We start from the raw sequence: 17,693 nt of genomic DNA on the forward strand, positions 1-17,693 counted from the left end.
TCAGCGCGTCGGAGAAGGAGCAACGCGGCCCTGCACCTGCAGCGCATCCTCCATAGCGCGGTCGTGGCAAGCGTCGCGTTCCCGCCGACCGCGCCGTAGCGAAGACGGGATCACTCAGCGCCGCGGCTAAGCCTACTTGAAGACCCTGCGAGAGTCCGGTTTGCCGCCTCGGAAGCGCGCCAGGTCCTTAGCATGGATGTCCTGATCTGTAGAAATTCTTCGACGGAGTGAACCACGACATCCTCATGGATCGGCTGACCAAGCGAATCGCTGACAGGTCGGTGCTGCGGTCAATTCTCATGTCGCGTAAGCTGCGCGGCGTGTGTGTCAGTCGCAATGTGGCCGAGCGGATCGCGGCCAATGTTTGACGCTGGTTGTGCAGCTGAGCATTGGCGCTGAACCGCATGCTCGCCGTTGCGTACGTCGACCTCTTTGGCGTGCCCGGCCCGGATGCTGACTTCTCAACTTCTCGAACCGCCCGGTGCGGACCCGAATGCTGGGGTGGTGTGGGAGGGGACAGGTCTTCGTCGACCGACCCCTATCCCGATCGGACTAGGCGCACTCAGGTCGAAACGCTCACACCCACCGTGGCCCCCGCCGCCACGATCTCCCCCCACGTCGCGTCGTCCACCCAGATCCCGTCCTTGCGCCGCGCCGCACGCGCCTTGCGCTCCGGCTCGCCCGCAAGCTGCACCTCGTCGAAGCCCTGTCCCGGCGGGCTCTGGCGCAGCCACTCGACGAACTCGCGCGCCTCCTGTTCGAACGACGCTTGCGTGCCCAACCGCTCGGGGTCGATCAGCACGCTCAGCATCCCGTTGAGCACCGTGCGCGACGTGTCCGCCGGCCGGTGCCAGGTGCCCCCGCCCGACAGCGCACCGCCCAGCAGCTCGCACGCCACCGCCATGCCGTAGCCCTTGTGCTCGCCGAAGGTCATGAGCGCGCCGAAGAGCCCGTTGCCCTGCGGCACCACCACCACGCCCGGGTCGTTGGTGGGCGCGCCGTTCTCGTCGATCAGGTAGCCGTCGGGCACCTGCTCGCCCTTGTTGTGGGCCACGCGCATCTTTCCCTGCGCCACGCGGCTGGTCGCGTAGTCGAGCACGAAGGGGTCGGCGCCCGCCAGCGGAATGCCGATGCAGCACGGGTTGGTGCCGAAGCGCCCGTCGCCGCCGCCCCAGGGCGCCACCACCGGGCGCGACAGCACGTTGACGAAGTGCAGGGCCACCAGCCCCTGCGCCGTCGCCATCTCGGCGAAGTGCCCTATGCGCCCCAGGTGGTGCGCGTGCGAGAGCGTGAAGATGCAGCTGCCGTGCTGCCTGGCGCGCGCAATGCCCAGCTCCATGGCCTGCACGCCGACGATCTGTCCGTAGCCGTGCTGGCCGTCCAGGCCCATCAGCGTGCCGATGTCGAGGTTCACGCGCACGGCGGCGTTGGGTTTCAGCCCGCCTTCGGCCACCGCGTCGACATAGCGCGGCAGCATGCCCACGCCGTGCGAGTCGTGGCCGCTCAGGTTGGCCAGCACCAGGTTGGCCGCCACCTGCTGGGCTTCGGCCGGCGAACTGCCGGCGGCTTCGAGGATGCGGGTGACGGTGGCTTGCAGGCTGTCGGCCGGCAGTGTTCTGGACATGGATCAGACTCCCTTTGCGTTCAAGGTGATGGCATAGAGCGACGAGGTCGCGCAGATGAAAAGGCGGTTGAGCTTCGGCCCGCCGAAGCACACATTGGCCACGCGCTCCGGCACGAGGATCTTGCCGAGCAAGGTGCCGTCGGGGTGGTAGGCGTGCACGCCGTCCGCCGCGCTGGTCCAGATGCGGCCTTCGGTGTCGAGCCGGAAGCCGTCGAACAGGCCGTTCGTGCATTCCGCGAACACCTCGCCGCCGCTCAGGGAGCGCCCGTCGGCGCCCACCTTGAACCTGCGGATGTGCCGCGGCCCGTCCGCCGCATGGCTGGCGCCCGTGTCGGCGATGTACAGCAGCGACTCGTCGGGCGAGAACGCCAGCCCGTTGGGCTTGACGAAGTCGTCGGTCATGCGCACGACCTCGCCGCTCGCGGGGTCGATGCGGTAGACATGGCAGGCGCCGATCTCGCTGTCGGCGCGCAGGCCTTCGTAGTCCGACAGGATGCCGTAGCTCGGGTCGGTGAACCACACGCCGCCGTCCGAATGCACCACCACGTCGTTCGGTGAATTGAGGCGCTTGCCCTGCCAGTGCGAGGCCAGCACGGTGATGGTGCCGTCGTGCTCGGTGCGCGTCACCCGGCGCGTGAGGTGCTCGCAGCTCACGAGCCGGCCCTGGCGGTCCACCGTGTGGCCGTTGGTGTTGTTGGCCGGCGCGCGGAACACGCCCACCGTGCCGTTAACCTCGTCGTAGCGCAGCATGCGGTTGTTCGGAATGTCCGACCACACCAGCGTGCGGTGCGCGCCGAACCACGCGGGGCCTTCGCACCAGCGCGCGCCGGTCCACAGGCGCTCCAGGCGCTCGGGCCCGGGAATGCAGCCCTTGAAGCGCGGGTCGAGCTGTTCGAAACCGGTGCCGTCCAGAAAGCCGAAGGGGAGGTCTTGGCGGTTGGCCATGGGTGTTGTCTTCCTTGGGTGAGATGTGGGTGCGGCCTCAGCGCCTGGGGCGGGAGCTTGCCAGCACGATGACCGCGATGATGATGACGCCGGTCAGCAGCGTGCGCAGCCCCGGCCCGGCGCCGACGGCGTTGAGCAACGCCACCAGCAGGAACATGAACATGGCCGCGCCCCAGATGCCCGGCACGCTCGGCCGCCCGCCCGCCACCGCCGTGCCGCCGATGACGACCACCGCGATGGTCATCAGCAGGTACTCGGCGCCCTGGTCGAGCGAGTTGCCGCCCGAGAAGCCCGCGATCAGGGCGCCCGTGAAGCCCGCGAGCGCGGCGCAGATCACGTAGGCCAGCAGCCGCGTGCGCTCCACCCGCAGGCCCGCCAGCTGCGCGGCGCGGCGGTTCTGCCCCACCGCGGCAATGGAGCGCCCGAGCACCGTGCGCTCCAGCATCACCGCGACCAGCACCGTGACGGCCAGCGCCACCACCGCCACCAGCGGCACGCCCAGCACGCGCTGCGCCATCAGGTCGGAGAACAGCGCCGGCGGCTTCACCTTGAGCCCGCGCCCGAAGTTGATGGCCACCGACATCACGATCAGCGAGGCCGCCAGCGTGGCGATGATCGGCGGAATGCGCAGCAGCCGGATCAGGCCGAAGTTGAACAGGCCCACGCCCGCCCCGACGGCCGTGGCCGCCAGCAGCCCCGGCACCAGCATCGCGTTGTTGCCGTCCATGACGATCATCGCGGCCGCGCCCGACAGCGCGATGGTCGAGGGAATCGACAGGTCCGCATTGCCCGGCCCCACGCTGATCACCAGCATCTGACCAAGCGACACCAGCACCGTGAAGGCCGAGAACGCGAGTGCCGCGGCCAGCAGGTCGCCCGAGCCCTGGCCGTGGGCACTCCACACCGTGGCGGCCCAGGCCAGCACGGCGGCCACGCAGGAGCCCAGCCAGGGGCGGTTGCCCGCGAGTCTTTTGAAGCGCTGCCAGCGCGGCGCCGTCACCGGTGGGGCCAGGGTCTCGTTCACCGCGCTCATCGCTTGCCTCCCACCAGGTCAATGGCCGCGCGCAGGCCCAGCACGGCCACCAGGATCAGGCCCTGCATGCCCACCTGCCAGTCCGGCGCGATGTTCAGGAAGGTCAGGAACGAGGCCGCCAGCGTCACCGTGAGCGCACCGATCACCGCGCCCACCGGCGCCACCTTGCCGCCCGCGAACTCCGCGCCGCCGAGGATCGCCGCCGCAATGGCCACCAGCGTGTAGCGCGAGGCGATGTTGGCGTCGGCCGAGGTGGCCTGGCCTACGAGCATGAGCCCGGCGCACACGCCGAACACGCCGGCAATCGCATACACGCCGGCGCGCACGCGCACCATGTTCCAGCCCGCGCGCGCAATCGCGCCCGGGTTGCCGCCCAGCCCGCGCACCAGCGTGCCGAAGGCGCTGCGGGTGATGAGCAGATGGCCCACGATGGCCGTGACGAGGGCCATCCAGATCGGCATCGGCACGAGCGGCGTGCGCCAGCTCATGGCGCCGCGCAGCCACTCGGGCGCCGTGCCGCCCGGCGTGGGCAGCAGCAGCACCGCGCAGCCCAGCCACACGAAAGACAGCCCCAGCGTGACCACGATCGACGGCAACTGCCGCGCCTCGATCACCGCGCCCGCCAGCGCGTACACGCCGACGGCGGCCGCGAGCGCCAGCACCGCGAGCCATGGCTGCGTGGGCATCAGCGTGGCGCCGATGCAGGCCACCAGCGACACGAAGGGCCCGATCGACAGATCGAGGTCGCTCACCGCCAGCACCATCATCTGCGCCAGCGTCGCGAACATCACGGGAATGGCGAGGTTCAGCAGCAGGTTGATGCCGAAGTAGGACATGGCGCGCGGCTGCTTCAGGAACACCGCCGCCAGCAGCAGCGCGAGCGCCACGGCGGGCAGCAGCGCATGCAGCATCGCCGTGCGTTGCGCGGGGCTTGCCGCGCGGCGTGTCATGGCACCGGCGCTCATGCCGCGGCCTCCTCGAATGAAAGTGCCACCACGCGCTCCTCGCTGATGTCGTCGCCGGCCAGCTCGCCGACCACGCGCCCGTTGCTGAACACATAGACGCGGTCGCAGTGGTGCAGTTCGTCGAACTCGGTCGTGTACCAGACGAAGGTGCGGCCCCGGTGCGCCTCGTCGCGGATCAGCGCGTACACGTCACGCTTGGTGCCCACGTCCACGCCGCGCATCGGGTCGTCCATCAGGATGACCGGCGCGCTCGAGCCCAGTGCGCGCGCAAACAGCACCTTCTGCTGGTTGCCGCCCGAGAGCGAGCCGATGGGCAGGTCCATGTCGGGCGTGACCAGGCCCAGCCGCTGGCGCCACTGCTGCGCCTGCTCCTGCTCGCGCTTCAGGTCGATCAGCGGGCTGCGCGCGCGCAACTGCGCGAGCCAGCCCACCGTCATGTTGCGCGCGATGGACCAGAGCGTGAACACGCCGTCGGTCTGCCGGTCGCCGGCCACGAAGGCGGTGCCGCCTTCGACGCGCATCGCGTCCTTGTCGTCGTAGGTGTGTTGCGAGGCTTCCTGCAGCGCCAGCAGCATCGCGGTCTGGCCATGCCCGGCCAATCCTGCGAGGCCGATGATTTCCCCGCGCGCTGCCCGCAGCGCCATGCCGCGTTCCGGCGAGGCCTGGACCTGCACCACGGCCTGCATGTCGCCGGCTTCGCGCCGGCGCGCCGTCGATGCGTCGGAAGACGGCGCATCCCTGGCCACGGCCTGGCCCATTGCCGTCACCAGCCGCTCGCGGTCGGTCTCGGCGGTCGGCGTGGCCTGCACCACCTGCCCGTCGCGCATCACCACCAGCCGGTCGGTCACCGCGAAGATCTCGCGCAGCTTGTGCGTGATGAGCACGCAGGTCTTGCCCTCGGCCACGAAGCTGCGGATGTAGGCCAGCAGCTGCGCGGCGGCCTGTCCGTCGAGCGAGGAGGTCGGCTCGTCGAGGATCATCAGTTCCAGCGGCTGCGCGCCGGGTGTGAATGCGCGCGCCACCTCCACGATCTGCCGCTTGCCGATGGGCAGTTCGCCCACCACGTCGTCGGCCCGCAGGCCATGCCCCGGAAAGATGCGGTCCAGCGAGGCCATCAACTGCGCACCCGCGCGTTTGCGCCACGCCCATTCGGCCGACTGCGGCTGCGCGATGCGCATGTTCTCCGCCAGCGTGAGGTTGTCGCACAGCGACAGCTCCTGGAACACGCAGCGCAGCCCCCAGCGCCGTGCTTCGCGCAGGCTCCATGCGGCGCTGTCCGCGGGCCTGCCTGCGAAGTGCAGCGCCCCCCGATCGGGTGCGAGCGCGCCGCACAGCACGTTGACCAAGGTCGACTTGCCCGCGCCGTTGTGTCCCACGAGGCCGACGCATTCGCCGCGCCGCAATTGCAGATCGACCCCGCGCAGTGCCTGCACGGCCCCGAAGGACCGCGCCGCGCCGCGCACCTCGACCAGCACCTCACCCGGTGGCTGTTGCGATGGGTTTGGCATCGCTGCTTACTTGGCCTTGGCGATGAAGTCGATCACTTCCTTCTGCGAGTACTCGACGTTCACCACGCTGCCCACCTCGGTGTTCTTCACGGCGTCGTCGAGCGTCTCCTGTGTCACCACGCTGATCGGCAGCTTCATGTCCTTGGGCACCTTCGCGCCCGACAGGATCTGCTGCGCCACCCAGAACGCGAAGGTCGACGCGCCCGGCGCGATGCTGGCCGACATGGTCTGGTACTTGTTGGCGTCGCGCTGTTCCTTCCACCACGCCAGCTCGTCCTGCCGGTTGCCCATGAAGATCACCGGTGTCGGGCGTCCTGCCGCCTTGAAGGCCTGCGCCACGCCGTAGCCGTCGCCGCCCTGCGTGGCCACCGCCGTCACGGGCGGCAGCGTCGAGAGAATGGCCGACACCTCTTTCTGCGCCACCGTCTGCGTCCAGTTGCCGTGCACCGAGCCGACGATCTTGTATTCGGGCCGCTTGGCCACGGCGGCGGTGATGCCCTGGTGGATCTCGTCGTCCACGAACACGCCCGCGATGCCGCGCACTTCGAGCAGGTTGCCCTTGATGCCGCGGCTGGCGAAGTAGTCGATCTGCATCGCGCCGAGCTGCTTGAAGTCCACCGCGATGCGGTAGGCGCAGGGCTCGTTCACGATGCCGTCGAACGACACCACCACGATGCCCGCGTCGCAGGCCTGCTTCACCGCGCCGTTCAGCGCCGTGGGCGAGGCCGCGTTGATCACGATGGCGTCGAAGCCCTGCAGGATCATGTTCTGGATCTGCGCGGCCTGCTCGGTGGCCTGGTTCTCCGACGTGGTGAAGCTGGGCGCCTGCGCCACCACGCCCTTGGCGACCGCGTCCTTCGTGACCTTGTCCCAGCTCTTGAGCATGGCCTGTCGCCACGAGTTGCCGGCGAAGTTGTTCGACAGCGCGATCTTCTTGGCCTTGGTGTCGGCCGCGTGCGCGGGGAAGTGCAGTGCGGCGGCGCCCAGAACGAGGGCGGCAGCCAGTGCGGTAGACGAGAGAGGGATCTTCTTCATGGCGTTGTCCTTGGTGTTCCGAACCCGCTGTCCCGGATCCGGTTGTCTCCTGCGGATGCCCCTGGTGCGATGCCGCGCCGGTCAGTGCGGCGGCATCGGGGCGCTGTGTGCTGTGTTCTGCGTGGTGGGTGTCGGCTACATCACCGCGCCGACCTGCCACGGAACGAACTCGTTCTGCCCGTAGCCGTGCTGCTCGCTCTTCGAATGCGCGCCGGACGCGGTCGCGAGCACCATCTCGAAGATGCGCTGGCCCATCTCCTGGATCGAGGCCGTGCCGTCCACGATCTCGCCGCAGTTGATGTCCATGTCCTCTTCCTGCCGCTGCCACAGCGCCGAGTTGGTCGCCAGCTTGAGCGAAGGCGAGGGCGCGCAGCCGTAGGCCGAGCCGCGCCCCGTGGTGAAGCAGATGAGGTTGGCGCCGCCGGCCACCTGGCCCGTGGCGCTCACCGGGTCGTAGCCCGGCGTGTCCATGTAGACGAAGCCGTGCGCGGTCACGGGCTCCGCGTATTCGTACACCGCCTCCAGGTTGCTGGTGCCGCCCTTGGCGACCGCGCCCAGCGATTTCTCCAGGATGGTGGTCAGGCCGCCCGCCTTGTTGCCCGGCGAGGGGTTGTTGTTCATCTCGCCCTGGTTGATCTCGGTGTAGTGCTCCCACCACTTGATGCGGTCCACCAGCTTCTGGCCGACCTCGCGCTTCACCGCGCGGCGCGTGAGCAGATGCTCGGCGCCGTACACCTCGGGTGTCTCGCTGAGGATGGCCGTGCCGCCGTGCGCCACCAGCAGGTCGACCGCCGCGCCCAGCGCCGGGTTGGCGCTGATGCCCGAGTAGCCGTCGGAGCCGCCGCACTGCAGCCCGATGGTGATGTGCGCCGCGCTGCACGGCTCGCGCTTCACCGCGTTGGCGCGCGGCAGCATCTCGTTGATGAGCGCCACGCCCTTCTCGACCGTCTTGCGCGTGCCGCCCGTGTCCTGGATGTTGAAGGTGCGAAAGTTCTCGCCCTCGGCCAGGTGGCCGGTCGCCAGCCAGGCGTTGATCTGGTTGGCCTCGCAGCCCAGCCCCACCACCAGCACGCCCGCGAAGTTGGGGTGCGTGGCATAGCCCGTGAGCGTGCGCGCCAGGATCTGCAGCCCCAAGCCCTCTGTGTCCATGCCGCAGCCGGTGCCGTGGGTCAGCGCGACGATGCCGTCGACGTTGGGAAACGCCGCGAGCGCCTGCGGGTTGGTCTTGCGCGAGAAGTGGTCGGCAATGGCACGCGCGGCCGTGGCCGAGCAGTTCACGCTGGTCAGCACGCCGATGTAGTTGCGCGTGGCCACGCGGCCGTCGGCGCGCTTGATGCCCATGAAGGTGGCCTCGCGCTTCGCGGGCGCGGGCTTCACGTCGGCGCCGAAGGCGTAGTCGCGTTCGAAGTCGCCCTTGTCGGGGCCCATGTCCAGGTTCTGCGTGTGCACATGTTCGCCCGCGGCGATGGGCCTGCTCGCGAAACCGATGATCTGGTTGTAGCGGCGCACCGGCTCGCCGGGGGCGATGGCGCGCATCGCGATCTTGTGGCCGGGCGGAATCAGGCCGCGCACGGCCACGCCTTCGATGGCGGTGCCGCCGAGCAGCTGGGCGCGCGCGATGACGACGTCGTCGGCGGGGTGGAGTCGGATGTAGGGGGTCATGGGGGGGCTGGCTTGTGATGGCTGGCGGTAGAAAGGGTCTGAAGGGGGTCAGGAAGCCTTGGCGCGGCGCCAGCTCGCGCTGAATCTCTGGTGGAACTTGTCCATGTGCTGGTGCATGGCGTCGCGCGCCGCCGCGGGGTCGCGCGCCGCGATCGCGTCGAGGATGGCTTCGTGCTCGCCGATGGCGGCCTGCCACGAGGTCATGGTCTCGAAGTAGTCGATCATCCGGGCGAAGATCGGCCCGTGGCGCGACTCCCAGAAGCCCTGCACCGTCTCGGTCAGCACCACGTTGTCGCAGGCGTTGACGATGGCCAGGTGAAAGGCGCGGTCGCCTTCGTGCGGCACCTCGTTGCGCGCGGCCATGTCGCGCATCGTCCGGATGGCGCGGCGCATGGCGTCCACGTCCTTGCGCTTGCCGTGCTGCGCGGCGGTGGCGGCGGTCTCGCCTTCGACCAGGCGGCGCGCGCGAATGATCTCCAGCGGACCCCATTCGGCGCCGGCGCCATTCGCGCCGTTCGTGCCGTTCACGACCGGGGCCGTGCGGTGCGAACGGTCGAGCACGTACACGCCCGAGCCGGTGCGTATCTCGACCCAGCCCTCCACCTCCAGCGCAATGAGCGCCTCGCGCACCGAAGGCCGGCTCACGCCCAGCTGCTTGGCCAGGTCGCGCTCGGCGGGAATGCGCGCGCCCACGGCGAACTCGCCCTTGCCGATGAGCACGCGCAGCTGTTCGGCAATCTGGCGGTACAGGCGCTGGGGTTCGAGGGTCTGGATCGGCACGGGAGCGAATGAAGCGAAGGGAAGAACGAAGAGGGCAGGGGGACCGGCTTAAGGGTTGTCCTGAATTGGACAAGTGGTAAGGCCAATTCAGAATACGATACCGCGCCCGCGCCACCATCGGGCCTAACCCGAAGAACGAGGAGACACCGATGAGACTGAAGGGAAAGACCGCACTGGTCACCGCCGCGGGCCAGGGCATCGGCCATGCCAGCGTGCTCGCCATGGCCGCCGAGGGCGCGCAGGTGTGGGCCACCGACGTCAACGAGACGCTGCTGGCGCGCTACGCCGGCATGCCCAACGTCACTGCGCTCAAGCTCGACGTGCTCGACAAGGCCGCCATCGGCGCGCTGGTGGCCAAGCTGCCCGCGCTCGACATCCTCTTCAACTGCGCGGGCGTGGTGCACAACGGCACCATCGAGCAGGCCACCGACGACGACCTGCTGTTCGCCTTCAGCCTCAACGTGCGCGCGCAGATGTGGACCATCCAGGCCGTGCTGCCCGGCATGCTGGCGGCGGGGCGCGGCAGCATCATCAACATGGCGAGCGTGTGCTCCAGCATGAAGGGGCTGCCCAACCGCTTCGTCTACGGCACCACCAAGGCGGCCGTGCTGGGCCTCACCAAGAGCGTCGCGGCCGACTACGTGGCCAGGGGCATCCGCTGCAATGCGGTGTGTCCGGGCACGGTCGACACGCCTTCGCTGGGCGAGCGCATCAACGCCAATGCCGACCCGGACGCGGCACGCCGGGCCTTCATCGCGCGCCAGCCCATGGGCCGGCTCGCGCAGGCCGAGGAAATCGCGCCGGTGGTGGTGTTCCTCGCGAGCGACGAATCGGTCTTCGCCACCGGGCAGGCCTTCACCGTCGACGGCGGCATCACGATATGAACCAGCTCGACTTCGCGGGCCGTCACGCGGTGGTCACCGGCGGCGCGACGGGGCTCGGTTTCGGCATTGCGCAGCGGCTCATCGCTTCGGGCGGCAGCGTCACGCTGTGGGACCGCGACGAGGCGGCCGCGAACCAGGCCGCGCTGTCGCTGGGCGACAAGGCCTTCGCGCTGAAGGTCGACGTGTCGCAGCAGCCCTCGGTCGCCAAGGCCGTGGCCGCCACGCTGGCACATGCGCCACGCATCGACGCGCTGGTCAACAGCGCGGGCATCACCGGGCCCAACACCAGGCTGTGGGACTACCCGGTGGACGACTGGCGCCAGGTGATGGAGGTGAACATCAACGGCGTGTTCCTGTGCTGCCGCGAGGTGGTCGCGCAGATGCGCAAGCAAAACTATGGCCGCATCGTCAACATCGCCTCGGTCGCCGGAAAAGACGGCAACCCCAACGCCAGCGCCTACAGCGCGAGCAAGGCGGCCGTCATCGGCCTCACCAAGTCGTTGGGCAAGGAACTCGCCGACACGGACATCCGCGTGAACTGTGTGACGCCCGCGGCGGTGAAGACGGCCATCTTCGAGCAGATGTCGGCCGAGCACATCGCCTTCATGCTGTCGAAGATTCCCATGGGCCGTTTCGGCACGGTGCAGGAGGTGGCCGCGATGGTCGGCTGGCTCTGCACCGAAGATTGTTCTTTTTCCACCGGCGCGGTGTTCGACCTCTCCGGTGGGCGCTCCACGTATTAATTCAAACCAATGCACTGAAAGGAAAGCATGAAACTCGTCCGCTACGGCAACCCCGGCAAGGAAAAGCCCGGCCTCATCGACCAGGACGGCAAGCTGCGCGACCTGAGCGCCATCGTCAAGGACATCGGCCCCGAGCAGCTCGGCGACGCCGCCATCGCCAAGCTGCGCAAGACCAAGCTCGACAAGCTGCCCCTGGTGCGCGGCAAGCCGCGCCTGGGCAGCCCCGTGGCCAATGTCGGCAAGTTCATCGCCATCGGCCTGAACTACGCGGACCACGCCGCCGAGTCGGGCCTGCCGGTGCCCAAGGAGCCCGTGGTCTTCATGAAGGCCAACAGCTGCATCCAGGGCCCGAACGACCCCGTGATGTTGCCCAAGGGCTCGGTCAAGTCCGACTGGGAAGTCGAGCTCGGCGTGGTCATCGGCACGCGCGCACGCTACGTGTCGCAAAAGAGCGCGCTCGACTACGTGGCCGGCTACTGCACCATCAACGACATCAGCGAGCGCGAGTACCAGATCGAGCGCGGCGGCACCTGGGACAAGGGCAAGGGCTGCGACACCTTCGGCCCGCTGGGCCCCTGGCTGGTGACGCGAGACGAGATCGAAAACCCGCAAAAGCTCGCGATGTGGCTCGACCTGAACGGCCAGCGCGTGCAAACCGGCAGCACCAGGACCATGATCTTCAGCGTGGCCAAGATCGTGAGCTACGTGAGCCAGTTCATGACGCTGATGCCCGGCGACGTCATCACCACCGGCACGCCTCCGGGCGTGGGCATGGGCATGAAGCCGCCGCTGTTCCTGAAGAAGGGCGACGTGATGACGCTGGGCATCGAGGGCCTGGGCGAGCAGCGCCAGGAAGTGGTGCCGTTCAAGCTCTGACGAGGCACTGAGCTTCCCGGTCTTTCAAGGGCGCCTGCGGGCGCCCTTTCTCTTGGCGTTTCAAATGTCCCATTGACAGAACATTGAAACTGCAAAAACATCAAAGGCATGTCGCAAATGCCTTTGCCGAAATACCACCAGATCTACCTGGTGCTGCGCGAGCAGTTGCACGAGGGGCGTTTTGCCGAAGGGCTGCCCGGTGAACTCGCGCTCATGGCGCAGTTCGGCGTGGCGCGCGTCACGGTGCGCCGCGCGCTCGAGCAGCTGGCCTCCGAAGGCCTGATCGAGCGCAACCCCGGGCGTCGCACGCGCGCGCTGCCGCCCCCGGTGCTTGGCGACGGTCCCAGCGGCAAGAGCATGGAGCGCGCCAATCTGCGCGGCCTGCTCGAGAACCTGGTCACCATGGGCCTGCACACCTCCGTCAAGGTGATCGACGTGGCGACCATCACCGCGTCCACGCAGGTGGCCGAGGCGCTGCAGCTGAAGCTCGGCGACCCTGTGCAGAAGGCCGTGCGCGTGCGTTCCACCAAGGAAGGCCCGCTTTCGCACATCACCACCTACGTGCCCGACACCATCGCGCGCCGCTTCGGGCGGCGCGAGCTGTCGAAGAAGCCCATCCTGGTGCTGCTCGAGGAATCGGGCGTCAAGGTGGGCCGCGCGCACCAGACCATCTCGGCCCGCCTGGCCGACAACGTGCTCGCACAGCACCTGGACGTGTCGGTCGGTTCGGCCCTGCTCGCGGTGCGCCGCCTCATCTACGACGAAGACGAGCGGCCCGTGCAGTGGCTGCACGGCCTCTACCGCCCCGACCGCTACACCTACGAAATGCAGCTCTCCCGCGTGGGCAGCATCGACGCCAAGGTGTGGGTCAGCAAAGACGTGTCAGCCCAGTTCAACTGAAGAAAAAGGAAAGCCTCACCATGCAGAACCGCCGTCGTTTCGTGTCGCAGTCGGCCGCCCTGGCCACCGCCGTCGCCTTCCCGCTCGTGGCCGGTGCGCAGCCCAAGACCGTCAAGGTCGGCGTGCTGCATCCGGTCACCGGTGCGCTGGCCTATTCGGGCCAGCAGTGCCGCCTGGGTGCGCTCATGGCCATCGAGGACATCAACGCGGCGGGCGGCATCAAGTCGCTCGGCGGCGCGAAGCTCGAGGCCCTGCTGGGCGACGCGCAGTCGCAGCCGCAGGCCGGTGCCGCCGAGGTCGAGAAGATGAACGAGGCCGGCGTGTCCGCCATCGTGGGCGCCTTCGCCTCGGCCATCTGCCTGGCCACCACGCAGGCCGCGGCCAAGTACAACCTGCCGCACGTGGTCGACGTGGGCGTGGCCGACCAGATCGTCGAGCGCGGCCTGAAGAACACCTTCCGCTTCGGCCCCGGCTACAAGAAGTCGACCGAGGTCGCCATGGCCAACCTGCTGGTGCTCAACAAGGCCGCGGGCAGCCCCGCCAAGACCGTGATGATCATCCACGAGGAGTCGCTCTTCGGCGCCGGCACCGCGCAGCTGCTGTCTCGCGAACTGCCTGGCTACGGCTTCGAGGTGAAGGAGGTGGTGAAGCACGCCAACCCCACGCGCGACTTCAACAACATCGTGCTGCGCATGAAGTCGGTCAACCCCGACATCGTGATTCCGGCCAACTACTACAACGAATATGCGCTGCTGGTGCGCACCATGCAGCAGCAGAAGGTGGTGCCCAAGGCCATCTTCTCGGTGCTGGGCGGCGCCGCGTCGAGCTACAAGTTCGTGAAGGAATTTCCGGACGCGGCCAACGGCATCATCGACTGCAACCACTGGTTCAACCCGAAGGACAAGCGCTCGCAGGAGCTGCGCAAGCGCGTGGAGGCCAAGGGCCAGTTCTTCAGCTACGAGGTCTTCATGACCTACACCTCGATGTGGCTGCTGGCCGATGCCATCGAGCGCGCCAAGTCGATGGACCGCGCCGCCATCATCGACGCGCTGGAGAAGAGCACCTTCTCGAATCACATCATGCCGTACGGCCCGACCAGGTTCGTCAATGGCCAGAACGAGGGCGCGCAGCCGCTGATGACGCAGGTGGTGAAGAACGACATCAAGGTGATCATTCCGCGCGACTACCGCGAAGTGGATCCCGTCTTCCCGCTCAAGGCCTGAGCGAGTGGTGGACGCAATGGCGGTGAGCCCCCCGATCCCTGGCCGCGACCGATCGGCCACGCAGCCCGGCATGCGGTGCGGGCCGGCGCAGCGGGGTCGCATGGCCCGCACTGCATGCCGGGCTGCCCGAACAAAGAGACAAGAAGCCAAGCACCCAGCCAGCCAATGCTAGACATCAACATCCTCTTCCCCTCGGTCCTCAACGGACTGACCACAGGCGCCGTGTACGCCCTGATCGCCGTGGGCCTCACGCTGATCTACGGCGTGCTGCACATCATCAACTTCGCCCACGGCGCTAGCCTGATGCTGGCCCTCTACGTCGTCTACTTCCTCAAGGAGCGCCTGGGCATCGACCCCTACATGGCGCTGCCCATCGCCATCCTGGGCATGTTCGCGCTCGGCTATGCGCTGCAACGCGTTGTCATCAACCGCGCGGGCCACGGCAAGGACGAGAACATCCTGCTCGCCACGCTCGGCATTTCCATCGTCATGGAGAACCTCGCGCTGCTGTTCTTCAAGTCCGACACCCGCAGCATCGACACCGCCTACTCGCTGAGCACCGTCGCCATCGGCCCCGCCATGATCGCCGTGCCCAAGCTCATCGCCTTCGCCGGTGCGCTCGCGGTGTCGGGCATCCTGTTCTGGATCATGGGCCGCACCGACCTCGGCCGGGCCATCCGCGCCGTGGCCAAGGAGAAGGAGGGCGCCAAGCTCATGGGCATCGACGTCGACCACGTGTATGCCATGAGCTTCGGCATCGGCCTGGCGTGCCTCGGCGCGGCGGCGTGCTTCCTGCTGCCCGCGTACTACGTCAACCCGCAGGTGGGCGGCGGCTTCGTGCTCGTGGCCTTCACCATCGTCGTGCTCGGCGGCATGGGCAGCTTCGTGGGCGCGCTCATCGGCGGCCTGCTCGTGGGCGTGGTCGAGTCGCTCGGCGGCCTCTACCTGGGCGAGTCGCTCGGCCAGATCGGCATCTTCGCCATCTTCATCGGCGTCGTGCTGTTCCGCCCGCAGGGCATGTTCGGAGCCAAGGCATGAACGCGGGAACGAAACAGCTCGCGGGCATCGCGCTCTTCGCCGTGGTCGTCGGCTGCGTGCCGCTGGTCACCCAGTCGGGCGTCATGCTCAACTTCGTGATGATGGCGCTCTACGCCACCCTCATCGCGCAGGCCTGGAACATCCTCGGCGGCTTCGGCGGGCAGTTCTCGTTCGGGCATGCGCTGTTCTTCGGCACCGGTGCCTACATCCAGGCCATCGCGCAACTGCAGGGCGGGTTCAACCCGTGGGTCGCACTGCCGATGGCCGTGGCCGGCGCCGCGCTGGTGGGCCTGTTCGTCGGCGCGCTCACCTTCCGCTACGGTCTGAAGGGCTCGTATTTCGCGCTCGTCACGCTGGCCTTCGCCGAAGTGTTCCGCATCGTCGCGACCTCGGTGCCCTTCACCGGCGGCGGCGTCGGGCTCATGGTGCCGCTGCGCGAATCGGTCGGCAACATGCAGTTCGCCTCGCGCGCGGCCTACCTGTGGCTGGTGCTCGCCATGGTCGTCGTCGCGCTGCTGGTCACCTGGTGGCTGCGCAACGGCCGCTTCGGCGCCTACCTGCAGGCCGTGCGCGACAACGAGGACGCCGCGCGCGCCGTGGGCGTGAACCCGTTCCGCGTCAAGCTCGCGGCCATCGGCATCTCGGCGGCCTTCATGGGCGCGGCCGGCGGGTTCTACGTGCAGGTGTTCCAGTACATCGATGCGGGCATCGCCTACGGCTCGGTCACCTCGGTCGAGGCGCTGGTCGCGGCCATCGTGGGCGGCATGGGCACGCTGTGGGGGCCGGTGCTCGGCGCGGCGGTGCTGCACCTGCTGTCGGACTTCACGCGCAACCTGTTCGGCGAGCTGCCGGGCATCAACATGGTCATCTACGGCACGGTGCTCGTGCTCATCGTGATCTTCCTGCCGCGCGGTGTCGCGGGCCTGGGGCTCTCGGTGCGGCAACTGTGGAACGCCAAGGGAGGCAAGCATGACTGAGCCTCTCCTGAAACTCGACGGCATCTCGCGCTCCTTCGGCGGCCTGAAGGCCGTGCAGAACGTGAGCCTGGCCGTGCAGCAAGGCAGCCTCACGGCGCTGATCGGGCCGAACGGCGCGGGCAAGACCACGCTGTTCGCGCTGATGTCGGGCTTCCTGAAGCCCGACGCCGGCACCGTGCGGTTTGCCGGCCAGGACATCACCGGCCGCGAGCCGCACCGCAACGCCGTGCTCGGCATGACGCGCACCTTCCAGATCGTGAAGCCCTTCGCCGCGCAGACCGTGCGCGAGAACATCGCCGTGGGCGCGCACCTGCACGTGCGCAACCGCGCCGAAGCCCTGCAGAACGCCGAGGCCGTCGCGCAACGCGTGGGCCTCGCGCCGCAGCTCGACAAGCCCGCGTCGGACCTCACCGTGGCCGGCCGCAAGCGCCTCGAACTCGCCCGCGCGCTCGCCACGCGGCCTCGCCTGCTGCTGCTCGACGAAGTGCTTGCAGGCCTCAACCCGCAGGAGATCGCCGAGATGATGCCGGTGGTGCGCGGCATTGCCGACAGCGGCGTGACCGTGCTGATGATCGAACACGTGATGCAGGCCGTGATGAACCTGGCCGAGCATGTGTGGGTGCTGGCGCAGGGCCAGCTCATTGCTGAGGGCAACCCGGCGCAGGTGACTTCCGACGACCGGGTGGTCGAGGCGTACCTGGGACACGGCACGGCGGCGCGCCTGCGCAAGGCCGCGGCGGCAGGATCGGGAGCCCAGGCATGAGCGCGCTGCTGGACATTCAAGGCCTGCGCGGCGGCTACGGCCGCGTGGAAGTGCTGCGCGGCGTCGACCTGCAGGTCAACGCCGGCGAGATGGTCGCGCTGCTGGGCAGCAACGGCGCGGGCAAGTCGACCCTCAACAAGATGGTCTGCGGCCTCGTGCCCGCCTGGAGCGGCACCGTGCGCTTCGACGGCAAGGACCTCACCGGCGCGCACTACCGAGACGTGGTCAAGGCCGGCCTCATCCAGGTGCCCGAAGGCCGCAAGGTGTTCCCCAACCTCAGTGTGCTGGAGAACCTGGAGCTGGGCTCCTTCACCCGCGCCCGCGAGCGACGTGCGGCCAACGTCGAGAAGATGTTCCACATCTTCCCGCGCCTGCGCGAGCGCATCGCGCAGCACGCCGGCACCATGAGCGGCGGCGAGCAGCAGATGCTGGCCATCGCACGCGGGCTCATGGCCGAGCCGGTGCTGCTGATCCTCGACGAGCCTTCGCTGGGCCTCTCGCCGCTGCTGGTGGAAGAGATGTTCACGCTCATCCGCACGCTGCGCGATGGCGGCCTCGCGGTGCTGCTGGTCGAGCAGAACGTGGGCCAGTCGCTGGAAATTGCCGACCGCGCCTACGTGCTGGAAAACGGCAGCGTGCGCTTCTCGGGCAAGCCCGACGCGCTGCTGGGCAGCGACGAACTGCGGCGCGCCTACCTGGGGCTGTGAGCCCCGCGACAAAAACAAGGAGACCATCCT

Annotated in this window: 18 protein-coding genes; 10 read left to right on the forward strand and 8 right to left on the reverse strand. The window is 68.5% G+C overall.

Annotated features, from left to right (window positions below):
• Positions 1–227: 227 nt before the first annotated feature.
• On the forward strand, positions 228–368 hold the full coding sequence (locus tag AC1DJH_RS26370) for a hypothetical protein (protein WP_472120657.1): 141 nt from the start codon (positions 228–230) through the stop codon (positions 366–368).
• A gap of 194 nt (positions 369–562) precedes the next feature.
• Here AC1DJH_RS26370 and AC1DJH_RS26375 read toward each other — a convergent pair whose 3' ends face one another.
• The 8 genes from AC1DJH_RS26375 to AC1DJH_RS26410 all read right to left on the reverse strand — a co-directional run bounded on the left by AC1DJH_RS26375 (position 563) and on the right by AC1DJH_RS26410 (position 9,552).
• Positions 563–1,624 carry a malate/lactate/ureidoglycolate dehydrogenase gene (locus AC1DJH_RS26375; RefSeq protein WP_478187736.1) on the reverse strand — a complete coding sequence of 354 codons (1,062 nt, stop codon included), beginning with the start codon at positions 1,622–1,624 and terminating at the stop codon, positions 563–565.
• Positions 1,625–1,627: 3 nt separating this feature from the next.
• Positions 1,628–2,569 carry an SMP-30/gluconolactonase/LRE family protein gene (locus AC1DJH_RS26380; protein WP_478187737.1) on the reverse strand — a complete coding sequence of 314 codons (942 nt, stop codon included), beginning with the start codon at positions 2,567–2,569 and terminating at the stop codon, positions 1,628–1,630.
• A gap of 37 nt (positions 2,570–2,606) precedes the next feature.
• Complete coding sequence (locus tag AC1DJH_RS26385; RefSeq protein WP_478187738.1) at positions 2,607–3,602, reverse strand: ABC transporter permease; 996 nt, start codon at positions 3,600–3,602, stop codon at positions 2,607–2,609.
• The gene (locus tag AC1DJH_RS26390; RefSeq protein WP_478187782.1) at positions 3,599–4,552 is read right to left on the reverse strand and encodes an ABC transporter permease; all 954 of its coding nucleotides are present in this window, start codon (positions 4,550–4,552) and stop codon (positions 3,599–3,601) included. Before AC1DJH_RS26390 ends, AC1DJH_RS26385 begins: the two co-directional genes overlap by 4 nt.
• Positions 4,553–4,563: 11 nt before the next feature.
• Positions 4,564–6,075 carry a sugar ABC transporter ATP-binding protein gene (locus AC1DJH_RS26395; RefSeq protein ID WP_478187739.1) on the reverse strand — a complete coding sequence of 504 codons (1,512 nt, stop codon included), beginning with the start codon at positions 6,073–6,075 and terminating at the stop codon, positions 4,564–4,566.
• A 6-nt stretch (positions 6,076–6,081) separates the two neighbouring features.
• Positions 6,082–7,110: a substrate-binding domain-containing protein gene (locus AC1DJH_RS26400; RefSeq protein WP_478187740.1), complete on the reverse strand. Its 1,029-nt coding sequence runs from the start codon at positions 7,108–7,110 to the stop codon at positions 6,082–6,084.
• A gap of 135 nt (positions 7,111–7,245) precedes the next feature.
• Positions 7,246–8,772 (reverse strand): UxaA family hydrolase, encoded by a 1,527-nt coding sequence (locus AC1DJH_RS26405; RefSeq protein ID WP_478187741.1) that lies wholly within the window; start codon positions 8,770–8,772, stop codon positions 7,246–7,248.
• Between the two features lie 48 nt (positions 8,773–8,820).
• Positions 8,821–9,552, reverse strand: coding sequence for a FadR/GntR family transcriptional regulator (locus tag AC1DJH_RS26410; RefSeq protein ID WP_478187742.1), 732 nt, complete (start codon positions 9,550–9,552; stop codon positions 8,821–8,823).
• Between the two features lie 149 nt (positions 9,553–9,701).
• Here AC1DJH_RS26410 and AC1DJH_RS26415 point away from each other — a divergent pair, with 149 nt between their 5' ends.
• From AC1DJH_RS26415 to AC1DJH_RS26455, 9 genes are all read left to right on the forward strand, one after another.
• Positions 9,702–10,436: an SDR family oxidoreductase gene (locus AC1DJH_RS26415; protein ID WP_472120667.1), complete on the forward strand. Its 735-nt coding sequence runs from the start codon at positions 9,702–9,704 to the stop codon at positions 10,434–10,436.
• Positions 10,433–11,179, forward strand: coding sequence for an SDR family NAD(P)-dependent oxidoreductase (locus tag AC1DJH_RS26420; protein WP_478187743.1), 747 nt, complete (start codon positions 10,433–10,435; stop codon positions 11,177–11,179). The genes AC1DJH_RS26415 and AC1DJH_RS26420 overlap by 4 nt, the downstream gene beginning before the upstream one ends.
• Before the next feature lie 27 nt (positions 11,180–11,206).
• Positions 11,207–12,055, forward strand: a complete 849-nt coding sequence (locus AC1DJH_RS26425; protein WP_478187744.1) for a fumarylacetoacetate hydrolase family protein — start codon at positions 11,207–11,209, stop codon at positions 12,053–12,055.
• Between the two features lie 117 nt (positions 12,056–12,172).
• On the forward strand, positions 12,173–12,955 hold the full coding sequence (locus AC1DJH_RS26430; protein ID WP_478187745.1) for a GntR family transcriptional regulator: 783 nt from the start codon (positions 12,173–12,175) through the stop codon (positions 12,953–12,955).
• Between the two features lie 20 nt (positions 12,956–12,975).
• Positions 12,976–14,178 (forward strand): ABC transporter substrate-binding protein, encoded by a 1,203-nt coding sequence (locus AC1DJH_RS26435; RefSeq protein WP_478187746.1) that lies wholly within the window; start codon positions 12,976–12,978, stop codon positions 14,176–14,178.
• A gap of 165 nt (positions 14,179–14,343) precedes the next feature.
• A complete protein-coding gene (locus tag AC1DJH_RS26440; RefSeq protein ID WP_435437930.1) occupies positions 14,344–15,216 on the forward strand; it encodes a branched-chain amino acid ABC transporter permease in 873 nt (290 codons plus the stop codon).
• Complete coding sequence (locus AC1DJH_RS26445) at positions 15,213–16,193, forward strand: branched-chain amino acid ABC transporter permease (protein WP_478187747.1); 981 nt, start codon at positions 15,213–15,215, stop codon at positions 16,191–16,193. Before AC1DJH_RS26440 ends, AC1DJH_RS26445 begins: the two co-directional genes overlap by 4 nt.
• A complete protein-coding gene (locus AC1DJH_RS26450; protein WP_478187748.1) occupies positions 16,186–16,956 on the forward strand; it encodes an ABC transporter ATP-binding protein in 771 nt (256 codons plus the stop codon). Before AC1DJH_RS26445 ends, AC1DJH_RS26450 begins: the two co-directional genes overlap by 8 nt.
• Entirely contained in the window at positions 16,953–17,663 is a 711-nt protein-coding gene (locus AC1DJH_RS26455) for an ABC transporter ATP-binding protein (protein ID WP_435437933.1), read from the forward strand. Before AC1DJH_RS26450 ends, AC1DJH_RS26455 begins: the two co-directional genes overlap by 4 nt.
• Positions 17,664–17,693: the final 30 nt, after the last annotated feature.

The sequence above is a fragment of the Variovorax sp. 10N412 genome (genome assembly GCF_056394985.1).